The following is a 16,506-nucleotide window of genomic DNA, read 5'->3' as shown; positions in this document are numbered from 1 at the left end:
TGATACCAAGCCCCACTTTTGGGGCTTTTTTATCAGTATTTAGGTACTAGCTGTGTTGTTGCTTAAACTCTTGCACCCACATTGCTGTCGCGCCACAGACTGAAACGGGTACGATAAACAGATTCAAAATCGGAATCGCGGTAAACAGAGATACCAGCATGCCAAACCCATATGCCTTGCCTTGTTTTTGTTTAATCGACAAGCGCATGTCGTTAAAAGGCACTTTGTGATTATCAAATGGGTAATCACAGTACTGAATCGCCAACATCCAAGCGGTAAAGATAAACCATGCGAAAGGGCCGACTGTCTGGCCGAGTGCTGGGATCAACAGTAATAAGAACAAACCGATCGCTTTTGGTAAGGTGTACAGCAACTTGCGCCATTCTCGCGCCATGATTCTTGGCACATCTTTAACGACGCTCATGAGTCCTTCATCATTGATTTTATTGCCAGTCAACTTTTCTTCTACTTTCTCTGCCAGCAAGCCGTTAAACGGGGCGGCGATAAAGTTGGCTAGGGTGCTAAAAAAGTAGGAAAAAGTCGCAAGGATAGTGAGTGCTAACAAAGGCCACAAGATATAGCTCAGCCAAGACAAAAACTCAGGTAGATAGCCGAGCCAACCCTCAATCCAAGTGTTCAAGTGAGAGAATAAATAATACATTGCTGAGCCAACCAAAAGGATATTGGCTAAAAGAGGCATCAGCACATAGCGCCTGATCCCGGGCATAAAAGCGATTTGAAAACCTTGCATGAAGTAGCCAAACCCAGTGTTTGCTTTGTTCAAAATTGGTGTCCTTTATCTGGTTTTTGCGTTGCTTATGAATTCGACTATAACAAAAAAGGGTTTACGAAATCACAAACTTCTTATACTTAGGTGTTCTAATCATCTATAGAGTTTTGGTAAAGTAGACAAAGCTGAAGTGTGTAAGCGCTTCTTTAAGGACTATTTTTAACATTGAGAGCAAACAATGCAGGAATTGCGATTCGTACTCATTATTGTCGGTGCTTTAGCTATCGCGGCGCTGTTGTTTCACGGCTTGTGGTCGAGTAAGAAAGAAGGTCAAAAGAAATTCGGTGACAGACCGCTAGGAAAGTTAGACGACAATGATAACGCCGACGATGAATACGTCGCTCCTGAAGATGACTTTGAAATCATCAGAAAAACACGCACCGAGCCTGATTTTGGATTGGATGCGCAAAAGCCTGCTTACGATCCGCTAGAGTCAAGTTCTTCTGATAGTGACGTTTCAGAGCCTTCGTACAAAGCAGAGTCTCTGGTTGAAGCGCCCTCACTGCAGCCAACACAAGCTGACGACATTGAGCCGGCCTTTGCCGCTTCTCAAGAAAAAGAGCAACAAGAGCCATTGCCGTCATTTACGGCAAGTAAAGAAAATGACGATATTGATGAGAGTGAACCTCGTATCGATCTAGATTCACTGGATGAAGACTTAGAGCAAGAGCCTCAAGCCGGGGTGAACCTAGCGGATAGCGCGAAAGAAGTTGAGGAAGAGCCAAAAGAGCCTGAAATGCAGGTGTTGGTTCTGAATGTCCATTGCTCTGGCGAAGAACCCTTTAACGGAATTCAGCTCTTTGACAGTATGCGTCAAAACGGCCTCATTTATGGCGAGATGGATATTTTCCACCGCCATACTGACCCCTCTGGTACTGGTAAGGTGCTATTTAGCGTCGCTAACATGATGCAGCCAGGTACACTTGAGCATGATGACCCTGCTACTTTTACCACCAAGGGAATCTCATTTTTCATGACGCTGCCTTGCTTTGGTGAAGCCGATCAAAACTTCAAGCTAATGCTGCGTACAGCGCAGCAGATCTCTGATGACCTTGGCGGCAATGTACTCGATGACCAGCGTAATCTAATGACACCACAAAGACTGGATGCTTATCGCCAGCAAATTAAAGACTTTAACCGAGCGAAAGCCAGCGCTTAACCCAATATATTCGAAGCAAAAAAGGCTCCTTTGGAGCCTTTTTTATCAATACTATCAAGGTATAACATGTCACAACAACGATTGAACGAACTCAAGCAACAGCTTCACTATCATGGTGTGAAGTATTATGTTGAAGACAGCCCCGAAATCCCAGATGTCGAATACGACCGTCTGATGCAAGAGCTGCTCGCCATTGAAGCTGAACACCCAGAATGGGTGACGGTGGATTCTCCAAGTCAGCGAGTGGGTGGTTTACCGTTAGATAGCTTTAGTCAAGTTCAGCATGAAATTCCTATGCTTTCGCTTGATAATGCCTTTTCTGATGAGGATCTCGATGGCTTTAACAAGCGAATCTGCGAGCGCCTAAATCGAACCAGCGTTGGTGACTACTGCTGCGAAGTGAAACTCGATGGTTTAGCGGTGAGCCTACTTTATGAAAACGGCATCCTTGTTCAAGCCGCAACACGTGGTGACGGTACGACGGGTGAAAACATTACTGAGAATGTTCGCACCATTAGTGCAATTCCACTCAAGCTGCAAGGCGATGACATTCCTGCTCGTATCGAAGTACGTGGCGAAGTCTTTATGCCAAAAGCAGGCTTCGACAAGCTCAATGAAATCGCCGCGAAAAAGGGAGAGAAAGTCTTCGTTAATCCACGAAATGCGGCTGCGGGTAGCTTGCGTCAATTGGACTCTCGCATTACCGCTAAAAGACCACTTAGCTTTTATGCCTACAGTCTAGGAGTTGTTGAAGGTACTGAGCTACCGGCAAGCCACTACGATCGCTTCCTGAAACTAAAATCACTGGGTTTCCCAATGGGGCCAGAGACCAAACGAGTAAGCAGTATCGAGGAAGTGAAGCAATACCATAAAGCCATTCAAGAGAAGCGCGACGAGCTAGCGTATGAGATTGATGGTGTGGTTATCAAAGTCGACGAGATTGCGCTTCAGGAGCAGCTTGGCTTTGTTGCTCGTGCTCCGCGCTGGGCGATTGCGTACAAGTTCCCAGCTCAAGAAGAGATTACGGTACTGAACTCGGTTGACTTCCAAGTGGGTCGCACCGGCGCGATTACCCCAGTAGCGAAACTTGAGCCTGTATTCGTTGGTGGTGTAACCGTAAGCAATGCCACACTTCACAACGCCGATGAGATAGAACGTCTTGGCGTCAAGACTGGCGACAGTGTGATTATTCGCCGTGCGGGTGACGTGATACCACAAATTGTCTCTTACGTCCCAGAGCGTCGTCCTGACGATGCCAAAGCAATTACGTTCCCAACCCACTGCCCAGTTTGTTCATCGCTAGTCGAGCGCATCGAAGGTGAAGCTGTAGCTAGATGCACTGGTGGCTTAGTTTGCCAAGCTCAGCGTAAAGAAGCTCTAAAACACTTTGTATCGCGTAAAGCATTGGATGTCGATGGGCTAGGTGAGAAAGTGATTGAGCAGTTGGTGGATAAAGAGATGGTAGAAACACCTGCCGATCTGTTCCGTCTGTCGGCGGGTCAACTGACGATTTTGGAGCGTATGGGACCAAAATCGGCACAAAATGTGGTTAATGCTTTGAACGTATCCAAAGAAACCACATTGGCTCGTTTTCTTTACTCGCTAGGTATTCGCGAAGTGGGCGAAGCGACAGCGGCTAACCTAGCGGCGCACTTTAAGACGCTAGAAGCCATTAGCAAAGCGACGCACGAGCAGCTTATTGAAGTTCAGGACGTGGGTGAGATAGTTGCTAAGCATATTCAGTTCTTCTTTAAAGCGGAACTGAATCAATCAGTGATCACAGCATTAATTGAAGCTGGAGTACATTGGCCTGCTATTGAAGAGCTTGCAGTAGACGCTCCTCAGCCACTTGCTGGGAAGGTAGTGGTATTGACGGGGTCATTATCAGTACTAAACCGCAATGATGCTAAAGCTGCGCTACAAGCTCTCGGTGCGAAAGTAACGGGCAGCGTATCTAAGAAAACAGATATTTTGTTTGCGGGTGAGAATGCGGGCTCTAAACTGGCGAAAGCGCAAGAATTAGGTGTTGAAATAAAAACAGAAGCGGATTTGATAGCGTTAATTAATTAAAACGGCATTGTTTGATACTAGCCCGATTATAGCGGGGCTTTTTTTTGCGAGTAATATCAAATTATTTTTCTCTAGTGCAATGGTGATTTAAAATCAAATGTCACGATCTCTATATTTTTAATAATTTAAATAAAATAAATACCATGCGAGTCACTTCACGAAAATCCGTGGATAAACTGCCGAAATACCGTTGATTTATCAGTGTAAAGCATTTCATTAAAGTGCGTTTTAAAAATAAGATCTCCATCAATAACTAACCTCAAAATTTGTACTGCCTCCTATTTTTCTCACCCAAAATAAGTCTTGAATTGATATTTTTTCTCGCGAAGTTAGTCTAGTAAACATGGATACACACAGTGTAGACAGCAAAATTAATCAGAAGTTCTGATTAAAAATAAAAAGGAAATGATTCACTCTTCGGCGGCCAACTAAAGCGTGAATTATGGACAGCAGCTATACCCATTTTTAGGAGTTTAATTCCATGGAAAAAATGTTTAAACGCACCCTTCTAGGTGCAGCAGTGGCGTCATTAACAATGGCAGGTGCAGTTCAAGCGAAACCAGCAACAGATACCGTTGATCTATATGGTCAGGTTGCGCTTTCTGTTTGGCAATTTGGCGAAGACAAAATTGGCGGCGGCGATGCTCCAATTAAGTTAGAAAACGAATCTCGTTTTGGTTTGCGTGGTTCTCATGAACTGGCTCGTGGTCCTAAGTTCATTTGGCAACTTGAAGGCGGTAACGTTGGTGACGATGGCGCTGGTAGCGGTCTGGGTGTTCGTGATACCTACGGTGGTTTTGAGTTTGAAGACGCAGGTCGTATCCGTATCGGTCGTATGTTAACGCCTCTATACGAAATCATTGACTGGCCATACTCAGGTCAGCGTGCTGGTGCTGTCTTTGACTGGGGCGGTGACATCATCGGTGGTGCACGTTATGACCGTCAATCAAACATGGTTCGTTATGACTCTGCAAACCTAGGTGGCTTTACGTTTAATGTTGCAGCAGGTCGTGGTACAGAAAGCGTGAAAGACTCAAACTTTGTTGGTCTAGGTGCTCACTACACGGCTGGCTTCTTTACCGTACACGGTGGTTATGAAGCAGGCCAAGATCGTCAAATCAGTAAGCTGGGTGACCTAGTCAAGCGTTGGCAGAACCAAAACCCTGGTGAAGGTCCAACAATTGGCGAAGAATTTGATGCGAAAGGTGAGTCTGATACTAACGCAGCACTACTAGGCTTCGAGTTAAACTTTGATACATTTGCATTCTACGGTGCCTACAAACGCGAAGCTGCAGACTACAGCAACATCACAGTTACGTTTAAAGAGAACGGTGATGACAAAACTGAAACGTTTGAAAACACTAAGCTTGAGCAAGATAGCTACTCTCTAGGTGTGGTATTCAGTGGTGTAGAGAACTGGCAGTTCAAAGCGAACTATGCAGCAAACATGGACGTGAAACTTGACGGCTCTTCAGTTGCTGATACAGCAGACAGCATCGTTTCTGCTCAAGCTCTTTACTTCCTAGATGATTCAGCAGTGACTTATGTTCGTCCATACATGATCTCTAAAGATGGTTCTGACAATGAGTTTGGTTGGGGTCTAGGTGTAGAATACTACTTCTAATCTCAATACAATATACTGCCTAATTCGCCGGCTCTTTGAGCCGGCTTTTTTGCTTGTTTGAATCGCTGAAAATAAAAAACTCGCTATATGAATAGCGAGTTTATAGTTCTTATTAAATAACTTAGTTAATCATCTAGATTACTGATAGCCCAAGTTAGGAACTTCTTTCTATCTTCTAATGATGCGGATTTAAAAGTGGTTTTCAGGCTATCATAGTGGTCGGTTGTTTTTTCGCTAATTAGTAGCGTTGGATTGCGGTAGTTTTTCAAACTCGCAGGTAGATCAGTTTGATTGTAGTTTTCAACTTCTTTTACCATGTCCGCTGCAAGGCTGAAAGTAAGACCTAGTTGACCCTTATTAACATTAACGACTTCACCGGAGCTTACGTTGATATCAAATGTTGGTTTGTCATTGAACATGCTGCCTTCATAGAGGGTTTTAATGTTGGGCACATCAAATGACAAAACGGCATCTTTACCTTCAAATGTTGCTACCAAAGGCTGAGACTTATACTTTGTTTTTTCTGAGCCAGTCTCCATGACGATTTTGGAGATACGGAATACGATCTGATTGACGCCATCTTCAAGTTGAATATCACTCTTAGAATCAAAGCCAAAGCTCGAGTAGCCAGAGTCCTTTTCGTTTACGGTTAATACTTGAATGCCATTGGGTACTTTAACGGTAACGGCTGAGAATGCGATTGATGGTGCGAGTATGAGACTCGCTAGCATAGGGTATTTTAGCTTCATTGCCACTCCTTTAGACTTTGCCTGTATGGCAATCTTTGTGTAGGGTAACCATGATTTTAGTTTTTTTGTTTCGCGAATAATAGCAGTGCTATGTAAACTGGAGAAGGAAGAACATATTTTTGCGAGACAGTTATCACTCTGTTGTCCAATGTGAAACGAAGGTAAGTAATGAACATTAGTGAAGTGGCCAAGCGTACCGGGCTAACGGCAAAATCGATCCGTTTATATGAAGACAAGCAGCTTATCTCGTTGCCCAAACGAGACGGTAATGGCTATAGAATCTATGGTGAGCATCATATTGAAGAACTCCGGGTTATTGCTAGAGCTAAAGGGGTCGGTTTTACTCTGGATGAGTGTCGTGAGTTGGTGCTTATTTCGATGAACGAACAGCGTATGAGTGCCGAAGTAAAACAAAAGGCGACTGAGAAACTGGATGAAGTTCGGAGGAAGATCCTTGAACTACAAACAATAGAAAGTCAGTTAACCGATTGGATATCTTCATGTCCGGGCGACGAAAACTCGACGTGCCCGATTGTTGATGATTTAAAAAGAGGCTGCACGCGATAATCACACGCAGCCGCATTGTTATAGCAAAAGCCTATTTTTAGAATAGTTTCTCACCGCCCGCTCGTTGACAAACCACTAGTGGGACAAAGGTACGAGACCCATCTGGTAATTGACAATCTACAAATGGGCCTGCTGCTGAACTTTGGTATGCTGCGCTTGGCAATGAAAATGCGAGTACGCCCCTAACAACAATGCTTTGATGTATTTCATAACCTTCCCTCTCAATCGATACAAATAATGTGAACTATCTCGCAAAATTGGCGAGTCGACTTAAGTATGAGTATTAGAGAATAAAGATCAAAAAATATTGAAAGAATAAAAAAATTTTTATTTCCAAATAAGTATGACTTAATTGCTTACGAGAAAAAATAATAGATTGAAATTAAAAAGAATTGTTTTAGGTTAGTCATGCTGAGGAAATGAATGAAATCGAATACATAGCCTATCACGCATTACTTTGTTTCTAACATAATCTAACCCTTTTGGGGTTAATATTCTGATTTATATTAACTTTTAATGTTCTTGCACTGGTGTTTTGTGAAAAAATCAGCCAGTTTCGAAAAAGTCGCTCGTCTTCGTAGTTTTTGGTCATTTTGTCGTCTTATGCTGTCTCAGGTTTAAGACGCTATTCATGTGTTTTCATACTGCAGTGCGCCGATTCAGAGCGACTTATTTGCTTTATTGCAAACCCTTGCTGCTTAAGCAGTGCTACCACACTCTCTTGTCCAACTAAATGTAATGCCCCCACCGCGATAAAAAATGTCCCATTTTGATACTCAGATGAGGTGACTAAGCGTCGAACCCATGCTTGATTTCTGTCGATAAGAAATCGCTGGTAAAAGTCGTCGTTGTCGCTATCGATCTGCAGCATTGCCTCTAGGTTAGCGATGTCACCATGGCTCCATGACTTGATTAAGCATTGGATATTGTTTTCGGTATATGGCCATTCTTGAATCGTCTGAAGCAGCATTTTTTTTCCGCCTAGTGGCTGATCCGCAAGTAAGTCGATTTGAAATTGTAGCGACTCAAGCCCTTTCACTGGAAGCGCATGAATTTGTGCCCAGTGGCTTAACTGGTGTTCCACGCCAAACTCGGCATGAAAGTCGAGCGCTGTAAAAACATGTTGCTGCAATACCAAAGCGGTTTGCCATGAGGGCAGGGACGTTAGCATGTCGATATTAAGCTGGCTCTCTGAGGCGATCTTATTGAGCTGTGCTAGTTCGTCATTTGTTAATACTTCCTTAACTGGATGTTCGACAGGACTGGGAAAGTCGATATTGCCCCCGAGTTCAGCCTCTAAGACGAGCGCGTCGCTTTGCTTGATTGCCGTTTCAACCGGCTGGCTTATGGCTTGCTGAGACTTCGAACCAACATGAACAGTGCCAAACAAATACAGTGTTTGTGACCCCTTTTTAGCTTTGTATAGCAGAGGCTCTGCGGAGACGACAAAAGAAAGTAATGAAATCAGTAACGTAGAAAACGTCAAAATGGACTTTTGGGGTTTAAATGCTGACCAGGTGAATTGCGAGACGACTAACATTTTTAAGCTCAATGAAAATAAGGGATAACCAAAGGATATCAATTGGTTTGAATATGGGGAAGAAGTTCTAAAATTCACTGTAACAAAAGCGTCATATTGTTGAGCGGACATTCTGAAAAATTACGACACTTGGGTTTTAAGCTGCTGTAATTATTAACTTTACTTTTTGTTTGTTTTTCTGATAACGATGGAGATCACAGTTATTTGGAGGGCTAATTGATGCTGCTGAAGGGGAAGATAACTTGTGCCGCATAATTTACTTCCATCCGGAGAACTCATGTTCCGTAACAGCATGATTAGCTTAGCCATCTTGGCATCAGGAATGTCCCATGCGACGCAAACGCCACAACAACTTGTGGATCGTATTTCACAAGACCTGTTGATTCACTATCAAGTCGAGGCTAACACCTCAGATGCGAATCACTTGCCGTGCCAAACATTGGGAGCTGATTGGGCGCTATGCAATAAGAGTGTGATGACGCTTAGCAATCAAGGTCAAGCTATCCGCAGCAAAGACTGGTCTTTGTACATACACAGTGTGCGTATTATTTTGTCTTTGGATAGCGAACAGTTCACGATAGCACGTCTTACCGGTGACCTATACGAGCTTAAACCAACCGCTAAGTTTGAAGGTCTTGAGCAAGGTGAAAGTCTAGATATTCCAGTAATTGGCGAATATTGGCAGTTGTTTGAATCAGACTTCATGCCGCGAGCATTTGTGAATCATGAACAGGCAGAGCCTAGAGTGCTCGCGCAAATGGACACGGAAGATCTCAGTCAATTTGTTAAGCCCATTGCGCCGAGTCTATTAAAACGTGTGTCGACGGATAGCAATACTGTGATGACACCAAAAACACGATTCGAGCAAAACCAAGACTTAGGCGAACTCGATATTACAAGTCATATCATACCCACGCCGAATCAAGTTCGCTTAGGCAATGGAAATTTGGATATAAGCCAAGGGCTCGATTTTACGTCATTGCCAATCTCTAATGAGGCGTTAGAAGCCATTGAGCATAGAGCGGTGACGCTGGGGCTGGCTGGGCAAGGTGAGCAAAAGGTTTATGGCGATATTGCTCCCAATGCGCTGGACAGCAAGCTTCGGGTCAGTGGCGGTTACCAACTGTCTATTACCGATCGTGGCATCGCAATTACCGCGTTTGATGAGACGGGTATGTATTATGCGGTTCAGTCCATTTTTTCACTGGTGGATATTAAGAAACCGACGGTTTTGCCTTTGGTTGATGTTGCCGATGCGCCTCGTTATCAGTATCGCGGTGTGATGGTCGATGTGGCGCGAAATTTTCATTCCAAGTCGGCAATTTTCCGAACCCTAGATCAAATGGCGGCATATAAGCTCAACAAACTGCATTTACACCTAACAGATGATGAGGGTTGGCGTTTAGAAATTCCGGGGTTGCCTGAACTTACTGACATTGGTGCTAAGCGATGTTTCGACAAATCGGAAACTCGCTGTTTGTTGCCGCAGCTTGGTTCTGGCCCTACTAGTGATAATTTTGGTTCGGGCTTCTTCAGCCGACAAGATTACATCGATATCTTGCAATATGCTGCAGCACGTCATATCGAAGTCATTCCAGAAATCGACATGCCAGCGCACGCCAGAGCGGCTGTTGTGTCTATGGAAGCGCGACATGGTAAGTACGCTAAGCTCGGTGAAATAGAGAAGGCCAATGAGTTTCGATTGCTCGATCCTCAAGATACATCAAATGTCACGACGGTTCAGTTCTACGACCTTAAAAGCTTTCTAAATCCATGCCTTGACTCGTCTCACCGCTTTGTGAAAAAAGTGATGAGTGAAGTTCTAGCCATGCATGAGACCGCGGGCGTGCCATTAACGACTTGGCATTTTGGCGGAGATGAAGCGAAAAACATCAAAAAGCTAGCTGGCTATCAAGACGTAAGCTCGAAAACTAAAGTGCTTGGTAAAGGGGAGATAGAGCTTAGTGCAGAGCACCATCCGTTTGAGAAGTCGCCCAAATGTCAGGCGCTCATTGCTGATAACACGGTTGACTCAGTACAGGCACTGCCGAGTTATTTTGCTAAGCAGGTAGCCAAGATGGCGGCAGAATTGAATGTCGGAGCATTTCAAGCTTGGCAAGATGGGCTTAAAACGGCGAATAGTGCCGCAGAGTTTGCTACGGAAAAAACTCGTGTCAATTTCTGGGATACGCTCTATTGGGGCGGCTCAACGTCAGCATATCAATGGGCGAACAAAGGTTATCAGGTGATCATCTCGAGCCAGATTACCTCTATATGGATTTTCCCTATGAGTTTGATCCAAAAGAGCGCGGTTACTACTGGGCGACACGGTACAACCATTCAAGAAAAATGTTTGCCTTTGCACCTGACAACCTGCCGCAAAACGCCGAAACCTCTGTTGATCGCGATGGTAACGGATTTAGTGCTAAAGGCACGGTAGAGGCGACACCATTTCATGGCATGTCAGCGCAGTTATGGTCTGAGACTGTGCGAACGGACGCACAATATGAATATATGGTGTTCCCGCGTGTCATCGCAGCGGCTGAGCGTGCTTGGCACAAAGCAGAATGGGAGCTGGACTATCAGGCGACAAGAACGTACAGCCAAGAATCTAACTATGTAGACCAAGCGGCACTAACCAAAGATTTCAATCGATTCGCCAATGCTCTAGGGCAGCGTGAGCTGAATAAGCTCGCTAAAGCCAATGTTCACTACAGGTTGCCAGTGCCAGGTGCTGTGATTGAGCAAGGTAAGCTGTATATGAATAGTGCCTTCCCCGGCGTGGCACTTCAGTATTCGCTAGACCGCGGTGCAAGTTGGCAAAGCTATGAGCTAAATCGAGCGCCAAGTGTTTCCGGTGAAATTTGGATACGCAGTGTGGATTATCAAGCTCAAAGAGCCAGCCGCGTGACCACCTTAACCTCTAAAAACTAGATCCCTTTCCTCCAACGCTTCCCTTTCTTGCGCACAACAAAGGATGTTTGAGAAAGGGAGGCCACAACTAAGAAAACAACAATGAAACAAAAAACAGTACTAATGCTGACGTGTTTGTCGGCAGGGGCTTTTGCGTCCGATAACATTGTCGATATTGAAGCAATCAAAGCAGGCATGAAATACGAGGTATACGGAAAAATTGCTCTGCAAGCTCACGTTCGTGATTATGAAAACTCACCGAACTTAGAAGGTTTTCAAACCAATAATGAAAGCCGAATAGGTTTTCGAGGCAGCAAACAGTTTGCCAAGTTTAAGCCACTGTTTATATGGCAGATAGAATCTGGCTATGTTGATCCTTCCTATAAGAACCATGAAGCAAGCGGTGGCTTGGGGGAGCGTGATACCTTTGTCGGTTTCGAAGATTGGGACTCGTTTGGGCAAATTCGCTTAGGTCGAGTGCTGACGCCTATGTATGAAATTGTTGATTGGCCTGGTGCAAACCCTGGTATGGGGGACGTTTGGGATTGGGGGGACTCATTGGTGGTGCGAAATTCCAAGATCGCTCGTCCAATACAATCCGTTGGGATTCACCTGAGTGGGGTGGTCTATCGGTTGACCTCGGTTATGGTAGAACCAAAGCTGCAGCGGTTGGCAATGATCAAGGCTGGTGGCAGGGCGGTGCAGCGCATTATAAAGTTGGGCCGTTTTTAGTATCAGGGGCGTATGAGCTCAACCGCAATACTAAGGAAACCTTGAGTTATGAAAAGCCGGGAACGACGGATAAGAAAGTCTCGGATAGCCGAATTTGGGACAACAACACCTACTTAGCGAGCCTACAAGGTTGGTTTGACAACGGTATTTCATTCTTCACTCAGTACCGCTGGCAAGATGCGTCAGTGACCTCGGGCATCGACACTGGACGAAAAGAGAAACAGAACGCTCTATCAAGTGCCATCATGTACGACATTGCTGATTGGCAGTTCAAGCTGGGGTATGCAAAAAACGAGGAACTGCACGTGAATGGCAAAAAGCTCGCGGGTACGGATGATGACGTGATCTCATTCCAAGCGATGTATTATGTTGACCCAACGGCGGTTCTTTACTTCCGTGCTAGAGATGTACGTATGGGAGACAACAAGGTGCCGGTGAGAGGTGGGCAAGATGTGGCGTACCGACGCTGGAAGTCGGACTCCTTTAATGAAGTCTCTGTAGGCGTAGAGTACGTATTCTAATTGTTGGCTATTTTCAGGGAGGCAGTGCCTCCCTTTATTGAGGTAAAGCATGAAAAAGATAGTAATAGCTCTAATGACATTGTTAGTCGCCTGCGGTGTACAAGCGAACGAGGACAGTGTTCTATCACTGAGTAGAGGTATCGTGGTACACGTGGTGAATAGTAAAGAGGTCGATAAAGAGTGGTTAGTCAGCCAGCAATTATTGAACTTGCCAGCAGGCGACAATCAGATTTTAGTGACACTTGAGCAGCCAGTGCCTTACAACACCATGAAGGAAAAACATCGCTCAAACCCTATAGTGTTGGAGTTTACCCTCCCAAAAGGCGAGAGCAGTTATCATATCGTCTATTTCGTGACAAGGCGGATGCACGAGCGTTTGAACAAAACTTAGACTTCTCACTCTTAGATACAACGGGTAGCCCGATTGATTTTGACGCGACGGTGTTACATGCCTCAGGCTTTGTTGGGTTTGAAGACTTCCTTGAGCTGATTCGTCAGCACAATCAAAACTAGACACGCGCATAGTCGGCTTTGTTGCCCCTTAGTCGGCTATGATTGGCATTGGAGACTTATCTTTTGTGGTGAATTAAGTGGTGTCTCTCGTTAAAAAACAGCGTTGTTTTTTCTAAAATGCCTCATCAAGATCACAGTTTTGGCGTCTATATTGAGGATGGTATCTACAATTTTCTGCCATTATCACGATTTATTGTAGGGAAGTCGGACTTTTTTCGTGATGGCGATCTGGTTACATTGCTTTACAAAAATAGATATTGGTTTTTGTTTGATTTTAAATCTTTGTTTTTTATGGGTTTATATTTTATTTGATTTGTGATTGGTGATAAAGATCACTAAAGGGTGTTTATTATTTGTTGGCGCGAATTAAATGTCGTTATATTGTGCTCAAGCCAAAACGGCAATGTAACAAGACGACAACATAAGTCGTCCACACACAATCAAATAAAGGTGTTTTAACCATGAAAAAAGTTCTCGCTCTTACCGCTCTAGCAGTAACATCAACAAGCGCATTCGCTGGTTCTTCTTATGTAACAGGTAACGTTCAATTTCACTCTACTTACCTGCAAGGCGCAAAACAGACGTCTACACTAGAGGCAGGTCATACTTTTGATTCAAACACGACTCTTTTGGTTGAAATCGATGCAATCCCTCTAGGTGATGTGCGTGATGGTGATCGTCCGCTACCATTCACTACTCTAGGTGCTGAGCAAGTGTTCAACATCAATGACAACTTCTGGGTAGCGGCGGGTTACCACCACTTGATTCAAGCCGGTGATACCTTCCAGTACCGTCCACTTATCAAAATCGGTTACAACTTCGATAACGGTATCTCTCTAAGCAACCGTACTCGTCACCACATCCAAGCGGATGACAAACGTAACGACGAAACTCGTCTAGACAACAAAATCGCTTACGCCTTCCAAGATCAACCTCTAGCGGTTAGCTACAACAACATCTATGTCATCAAACAAGGTGGTGCTGATAACTCTATGGATCACGAGCTTCGTGCAACTTGGACTCGTAGCGGCGTTCAACCATACATCGAGTACCGTAACCAAGCGAACAACGAAAACAACGCGTTGGTGTTCGGTGCATCTTACGGCTTCTAAGGCGTCATTTGCCCATGAAAAAGGCTCCGTAGGGAGCCTTTTTTGTATGTAATGAATGTAACATCTGGTGTTAAATTTAAGTGATGTCTCGCAATAATCGCCGTTCTGGCCTCTAGGGTAGTGGAGACTTTTTTTGAATACGTGATAATGAACACATTCGGTGCGTTTTCGTACAAACGCTTAAATCACTCAACTCTGACGTTTGGAGGTGTTCATGAGAAACTGGACGACACTAGGAGCCATGTTACTCACCATGGTACTAGCGGGATGCGCGGCGACAAACTTACCTACGGATGGTTCTACTGAGTCATGGAGTCAATTCGGGTACGAAGAAGGCCAAAAAGGATTTATTAAAAAAGACCAGGAGTGGCTAGAACTCAAAGAGGAATCGCTTTTTGTAGCTTACTCAGACGGCTATGAGAAAGGTCGCCAAGAGTATTGTAGTCAAGATGCCTATCAGTTAGGGATTATGGGTAAGTCGTATGCCGGAGTATGTGATGAGCTGGATTGGCGATTCCGCATGAGATATAACGACGGTCGATCAAACCAGAGCCTAGGTCGATTGTAGGCGAATCTGTAGCATGAAATAAGCCGGCGCAGCCCGGCTTATTTTTTTTGGTATTCTTTTGCAAAGTTTTAAAGCACACGAGACTTGCGTATCAGCGCAGCAGGCAAGTCAGTATTGTGTATGAGTTGGCTTTGACGATGACATGTCCCTGACTTTCTTGTTTGTTTTTTTTATTAAGGCTATGAAATTACGGGCTTTATAGATATTTTCTTTCTTTTCTAATTAGCTCAATGATGACAATGTCAGAACTTGAGTTTCGCTCGTATCCCCTCATTATTGCCGCAAATTTCTAAGCACAAGGAAGCTTTTTTGCGACACTTATCGATTGCGCTTTTCACACTTGCGAGTTTTGGAACGAGCGCTGCCTCTTCGTATATCGAGGGCAACATCCAATTCAACAGTACCTATCTCTACGAATCAAAGACGACCGCAAAAATGGAAGCAGGCCATACATTTGATACGGATACGACGGTTCGCTTTAAGATTGAAGATATTCCAATTGGTCAAACGCCACACAGTCACCATCATCACCATGACAATGTTTATTACGGTCACTCAGCACGGGCACCGCTCACGACGCTGGGGGTTGAGCAGAAGTTTCAAATGTCGAAAAACTTTTGGCTAGGCGCTGGGTATGAGCATTTGATGCAGCTTGGTGAGACCATGCAGTATCGACCTTTATTTAAGATTGGTTATGATTTTGATGAAGGCGTGTCTCTTAGTCACCGCACACGTGTGGAAGCGTATGCGCAGCATGACCGTTTTGGCTATAAGCCTGACATCGATTATCGCTTTGACAACAAGATCGCCTATCAGCTGAAGTCGCATCCCATTAAATTACACTATAACAACGTGATTCATATGGGCGGCGCTTACTACCCTTATTACAATTATCGCGATAATGCGATGGATCATGAGTTTAGACTTACGCTCACGAAATATGCGTTTCAGCCATATTTTGAGTACAAAAATCAGGGACACTTTAGAACGCCTTACTACCCGCGTGGTACCGCAAACTCAGCGTTTGTTGTTGGTGGTAGCTATCATTTCTGACGAGTTGGTCTAGCTGGCTCGCTTAGCCTTAGAGTCGTTCAATTTGAAAATGGCTCAATGTAAAAGTGCCCACGGTAACGTGGGCGCTTTTGATTACATGTTATGCGAGCGGTAAGAAAAAACCTGCCCTTCTTCATTGTACGCATAGACGTGGTATGGGTCTTTTTGGTCGCCATACTCCATGCCTGGCGAGCCTACTGGCATGCCTGGGACGGCAAGCCCTTTCGCGCCTTTAGGTGGGTTGTCTAAAAATGCTTTGATATCGTCTGCTGGGATGTGGCCTTCAAATACATAATCACCAATGACTGCGGTGTGGCATGAAGCGAGCTCCGGTTTTACGCCAAGCTTTTGTTTAATTGGGTTCATGTTTTTATGGTCTTCTACCGCCACGGTAAAGCCAGCATCTTCCATATGAGTAACCCAATCCTTACAGCAGCCGCAGTAAGGCGATTTGTAGGTCAGTACGTTGGTCGCAAACGCCGAGCCAGTGAATACGGCCAGCGATAGTGTAGCCAGTTTTATCATTCGTTTAGTGGTCGACATAATCCTTCCTTTTAAGTAATTATTCTTAGAAACAATGAGCTGCAAAGCTATA

General features: G+C 44.6%; 11 protein-coding genes and 3 pseudogenes. 10 read left to right on the top strand and 4 right to left on the bottom strand.

The features are described from left to right. Positions 1-46: 46 nt before the first annotated feature. A complete protein-coding gene (gene cysZ / locus TZ48_RS21495; protein WP_112480645.1) occupies positions 47-784 on the bottom strand; it encodes a sulfate transporter CysZ in 738 nt (245 codons plus the stop codon). A gap of 184 nt (positions 785-968) precedes the next feature. Between cysZ and zipA the strand changes: the two genes are divergently transcribed. The 3 genes from zipA (at position 969) to TZ48_RS21480 (ending at position 5,643) form a co-directional block, all read left to right on the top strand. Further along, positions 969-1,949: a cell division protein ZipA gene (zipA, locus tag TZ48_RS21490; protein WP_112480643.1), complete on the top strand. Its 981-nt coding sequence runs from the start codon at positions 969-971 to the stop codon at positions 1,947-1,949. A gap of 66 nt (positions 1,950-2,015) precedes the next feature. After that, positions 2,016-4,019: an NAD-dependent DNA ligase LigA gene (gene ligA, locus TZ48_RS21485; RefSeq protein WP_112480641.1), complete on the top strand. Its 2,004-nt coding sequence runs from the start codon at positions 2,016-2,018 to the stop codon at positions 4,017-4,019. Positions 4,020-4,500: 481 nt separating this feature from the next. Beyond that, entirely contained in the window at positions 4,501-5,643 is a 1,143-nt protein-coding gene (locus tag TZ48_RS21480) for a porin (RefSeq protein ID WP_112480639.1), read from the top strand. Positions 5,644-5,768: 125 nt separating this feature from the next. Here the strand turns inward: TZ48_RS21480 and TZ48_RS21475 are convergent, their stop codons facing one another. Beyond that, positions 5,769-6,392: a YccT family protein gene (locus TZ48_RS21475; protein ID WP_112480637.1), complete on the bottom strand. Its 624-nt coding sequence runs from the start codon at positions 6,390-6,392 to the stop codon at positions 5,769-5,771. A gap of 168 nt (positions 6,393-6,560) precedes the next feature. Between TZ48_RS21475 and cueR the strand changes: the two genes are divergently transcribed. Next, complete coding sequence (gene cueR, locus TZ48_RS21470) at positions 6,561-6,959, top strand: Cu(I)-responsive transcriptional regulator (protein WP_112480635.1); 399 nt, start codon at positions 6,561-6,563, stop codon at positions 6,957-6,959. A 625-nt stretch (positions 6,960-7,584) separates the two neighbouring features. Here cueR and TZ48_RS21465 read toward each other — a convergent pair. Next, positions 7,585-8,445: a TraB/GumN family protein gene (locus tag TZ48_RS21465; RefSeq protein ID WP_162674687.1), complete on the bottom strand. Its 861-nt coding sequence runs from the start codon at positions 8,443-8,445 to the stop codon at positions 7,585-7,587. 331 nt (positions 8,446-8,776) lie between these two features. On the opposite strand from TZ48_RS21465, the pseudogene TZ48_RS21460 reads away from it, so the two are divergent. From TZ48_RS21460 to TZ48_RS21425, 6 genes and pseudogenes are all read left to right on the top strand, one after another. Then, positions 8,777-11,433: pseudogene (locus tag TZ48_RS21460) on the top strand (beta-N-acetylhexosaminidase). Between the two features lie 81 nt (positions 11,434-11,514). After that, positions 11,515-12,665, top strand: a pseudogene (locus TZ48_RS26535) (porin). A gap of 49 nt (positions 12,666-12,714) precedes the next feature. Further along, positions 12,715-13,178: pseudogene (locus TZ48_RS21450) on the top strand (DUF2057 family protein). Positions 13,179-13,639: 461 nt separating this feature from the next. Further along, positions 13,640-14,290 (top strand): oligogalacturonate-specific porin KdgM family protein, encoded by a 651-nt coding sequence (locus TZ48_RS21435; protein WP_112480627.1) that lies wholly within the window; start codon positions 13,640-13,642, stop codon positions 14,288-14,290. 214 nt (positions 14,291-14,504) lie between these two features. After that, positions 14,505-14,858 (top strand): DUF2799 domain-containing protein, encoded by a 354-nt coding sequence (locus tag TZ48_RS21430; RefSeq protein WP_112480625.1) that lies wholly within the window; start codon positions 14,505-14,507, stop codon positions 14,856-14,858. Between the two features lie 309 nt (positions 14,859-15,167). After that, positions 15,168-15,911 carry a porin gene (locus TZ48_RS21425; RefSeq protein ID WP_112480623.1) on the top strand — a complete coding sequence of 248 codons (744 nt, stop codon included), beginning with the start codon at positions 15,168-15,170 and terminating at the stop codon, positions 15,909-15,911. A gap of 93 nt (positions 15,912-16,004) precedes the next feature. Here the strand turns inward: TZ48_RS21425 and TZ48_RS21420 are convergent, their stop codons facing one another. Next, positions 16,005-16,454 carry a DUF411 domain-containing protein gene (locus tag TZ48_RS21420; RefSeq protein ID WP_112480621.1) on the bottom strand — a complete coding sequence of 150 codons (450 nt, stop codon included), beginning with the start codon at positions 16,452-16,454 and terminating at the stop codon, positions 16,005-16,007. Positions 16,455-16,506: the final 52 nt, after the last annotated feature.

Origin of the sequence: Vibrio variabilis, assembly GCF_003263785.1 — a bacterium.
Lineage (GTDB): Bacteria > Pseudomonadota > Gammaproteobacteria > Enterobacterales > Vibrionaceae > Vibrio > Vibrio variabilis.
Note: the sequence above shows the minus strand (reverse complement) of the source record. Positions and strands in the feature narration are given on the sequence as shown.

Bases quoted from the DNA above. Each gene is read 5' to 3' on its own strand.
- zipA (WP_112480643.1), top strand. From the start codon at position 969: ATGCAGGAATTGCGATTCGTACTCATTATTGTCGGTGCTTTAGCTATC.
- ligA (WP_112480641.1), top strand. From the start codon at position 2,016: ATGTCACAACAACGATTGAACGAACTCAAGCAACAGCTTCACTATCAT.
- TZ48_RS21480 (WP_112480639.1), top strand. From the start codon at position 4,501: ATGGAAAAAATGTTTAAACGCACCCTTCTAGGTGCAGCAGTGGCGTCA.
- TZ48_RS21475 (WP_112480637.1), bottom strand. From the start codon at position 6,392: ATGAAGCTAAAATACCCTATGCTAGCGAGTCTCATACTCGCACCATCA.
- cueR (WP_112480635.1), top strand. From the start codon at position 6,561: ATGAACATTAGTGAAGTGGCCAAGCGTACCGGGCTAACGGCAAAATCG.
- TZ48_RS21435 (WP_112480627.1), top strand. From the start codon at position 13,640: ATGAAAAAAGTTCTCGCTCTTACCGCTCTAGCAGTAACATCAACAAGC.
- TZ48_RS21430 (WP_112480625.1), top strand. From the start codon at position 14,505: ATGAGAAACTGGACGACACTAGGAGCCATGTTACTCACCATGGTACTA.
- TZ48_RS21420 (WP_112480621.1), bottom strand. From the start codon at position 16,454: ATGTCGACCACTAAACGAATGATAAAACTGGCTACACTATCGCTGGCC.